This is a genomic window from Psychromonas hadalis ATCC BAA-638, from assembly GCF_000420245.1.
Lineage (GTDB): Bacteria > Pseudomonadota > Gammaproteobacteria > Enterobacterales > Psychromonadaceae > Psychromonas > Psychromonas hadalis.
Window position 1 is genome coordinate 1 of the sequence record NZ_ATUO01000304.1, and the last position, 1,825, is coordinate 1,825.

Genomic DNA, 1,825 nt, shown 5'->3' on the forward strand with positions numbered 1-1,825 from the left:
AGCCAGTCACTTAAGGCTTTTTGGAAACAATTTATCGCAAGTTATTTTGTAACGATTCCTTCAGGCTTTTTGAAAACAATTTAGCGCAAGTTATTATGTAACGATTCCTAAGCGTCAACACTAGCACATCTGATTTAAAAGTTGTCTTTTAAATAAATACCTTCACCAAAATGGAAACCAACCCATTTTAGCTGACTTTTTTACCTGTAAGTATTTGATTTATATTAGTGTAAAATTCCATTTTAAGCTTAAATCAAATTGGCGAAGGTATTGTTAAATCAGATGCTTTGTATAACCCCAAGCCACCATTTTCTTAAAAGCTTGCCATACATTGTCAGGGATATCTTGCGCGATTTGAAATCCCAACTGAGGGTATTCACGAATGCGCTGTAGATCCCCCACCATCACATTTAAAATATCATCGTGGCTTAAATCAGCATTAGCATAGTCCTGATAACTAATTTGTGGCGAGGTGATGATCAATTCAGGCTCAGGCAGATAGTGTTTAAACACAGCAAAAGCGCGACGCTCCATAAAAGGTTTTTGCACCACAATATAAGAGGCGGGTTTTAGTTTTTTTTCTTTTAACAATGCCATTGTTAAACTGATATTTTCACCGGTATTGGTGGCTTTATCTTCAATTAAAATAGCAGATTCAGGCACGCCCATTTTTATCGCTATATTGGAAAAATATTGCGCCTCAGAACAAGTAAATTTCCCCTCGGTTAGTTTACCAATCGCACCAGAAAAGATTAAAAGAGGCGCAAAACCAGCCAAGTAAAGCTCGGCACCACGCTGTGCGACACGGATATCATTGCTGCCTAATACAAAGATACAATCACTCTTTTTAAGCGAGTGGTGTAACAGGTGATAATCCCAGATTATCTTTGCTTGTTGCTCAATTAATTGCGTTAATGTCATAAAAAAACCTTTTAAAATTTGTAATTACTCAGCACCTCTGCAAATTTGAGGTGTTTTTATAAAAATAGACTGTCAATACTCAGGACTAAGTCATTTTATTCTCTCACATGAAAATATTCCATCAACTGTTGCACCCAGAAGCAGCTGCATTTTGCTGAGTGAATTCATCCATTTGGTTCACCGCAATATTAATCTGCTTTACACTGCTTGCTTGCTCATTAGACGTTGCAACAATCTCCTGCACTAATCCCGCAGTGCGCTCTGCTAGCTTTCTGACCTCTGTGGCAACCACAAAAAATACACCTGCTCGCGCGGCTTAAATCGTCGCATTCAGTGCCAACAGATTTGTTTGATAGGAAATATCTTCGGTCACCGTTATCTGCGTAGCAATGTTGCGTATTGCAATCACTGTTTCAGCAGCCGCTTCTCCACCATGTTGCCCCTGTTGAGCCGTTTTAGTGGCAATATCTTCGGTCACCTGAGCATTCTCTGTTTCCATATTTTCGCTTCAAAAAGTGGGATAAAGTAAAACAGTATGCCTGTACCAATAATTAGGGTGGTAGCCAAGGAGATACTCATGATTTTATTAAATATTTTTCAGTCACTAAACTTTTTAAACATCATATCCACCTTTTAAAAAGCTAAAAATAGTAAAGTAATGTTGTAAATAGTTGACAAATTAAATGAACTTTCAGGAATAATATAAAAATAGGATGTCTATAACAAATGATTGGCATTTAATTAATCTGAATCAAGAAAGCAGAAACATAATTGAAAATAAAGGAAAAAAATACCAAGCAGATACTTGGTATAGAAAGGACCCTGTAAATAATTCTGTGTAATTACCATTTTACAGGTGGCGCTTTAAACGGTCTTCAAACTCAATTATAAACCGATTCATAGC

The 1,825-nt window shown here is 36.8% G+C and carries 3 protein-coding genes; all 3 read right to left on the reverse strand.

From position 1 onward, the window contains the following. Positions 1-273 precede the first annotated feature (273 nt). The 3 genes from G322_RS0119080 to G322_RS24650 all read right to left on the reverse strand — a co-directional run bounded on the left by G322_RS0119080 (position 274) and on the right by G322_RS24650 (position 1,420). Complete coding sequence (locus G322_RS0119080) at positions 274-921, reverse strand: YdcF family protein (RefSeq protein WP_022943256.1); 648 nt, start codon at positions 919-921, stop codon at positions 274-276. A 121-nt stretch (positions 922-1,042) separates the two neighbouring features. Continuing rightward, entirely contained in the window at positions 1,043-1,213 is a 171-nt protein-coding gene (locus G322_RS23610) for a hypothetical protein (protein ID WP_022943257.1), read from the reverse strand. A gap of 24 nt (positions 1,214-1,237) precedes the next feature. Further along, positions 1,238-1,420 carry a hypothetical protein gene (locus tag G322_RS24650; protein WP_022943258.1) on the reverse strand — a complete coding sequence of 61 codons (183 nt, stop codon included), beginning with the start codon at positions 1,418-1,420 and terminating at the stop codon, positions 1,238-1,240. Positions 1,421-1,825: the final 405 nt, after the last annotated feature.

Coding starts and splice junctions, on each gene's coding strand:
- G322_RS0119080 (WP_022943256.1), bottom strand. CDS start 921: ATGACATTAACGCAATTAATTGAGCAACAAGCAAAGATAATCTGGGAT.
- G322_RS24650 (WP_022943258.1), bottom strand. CDS start 1,420: ATGGAAACAGAGAATGCTCAGGTGACCGAAGATATTGCCACTAAAACG.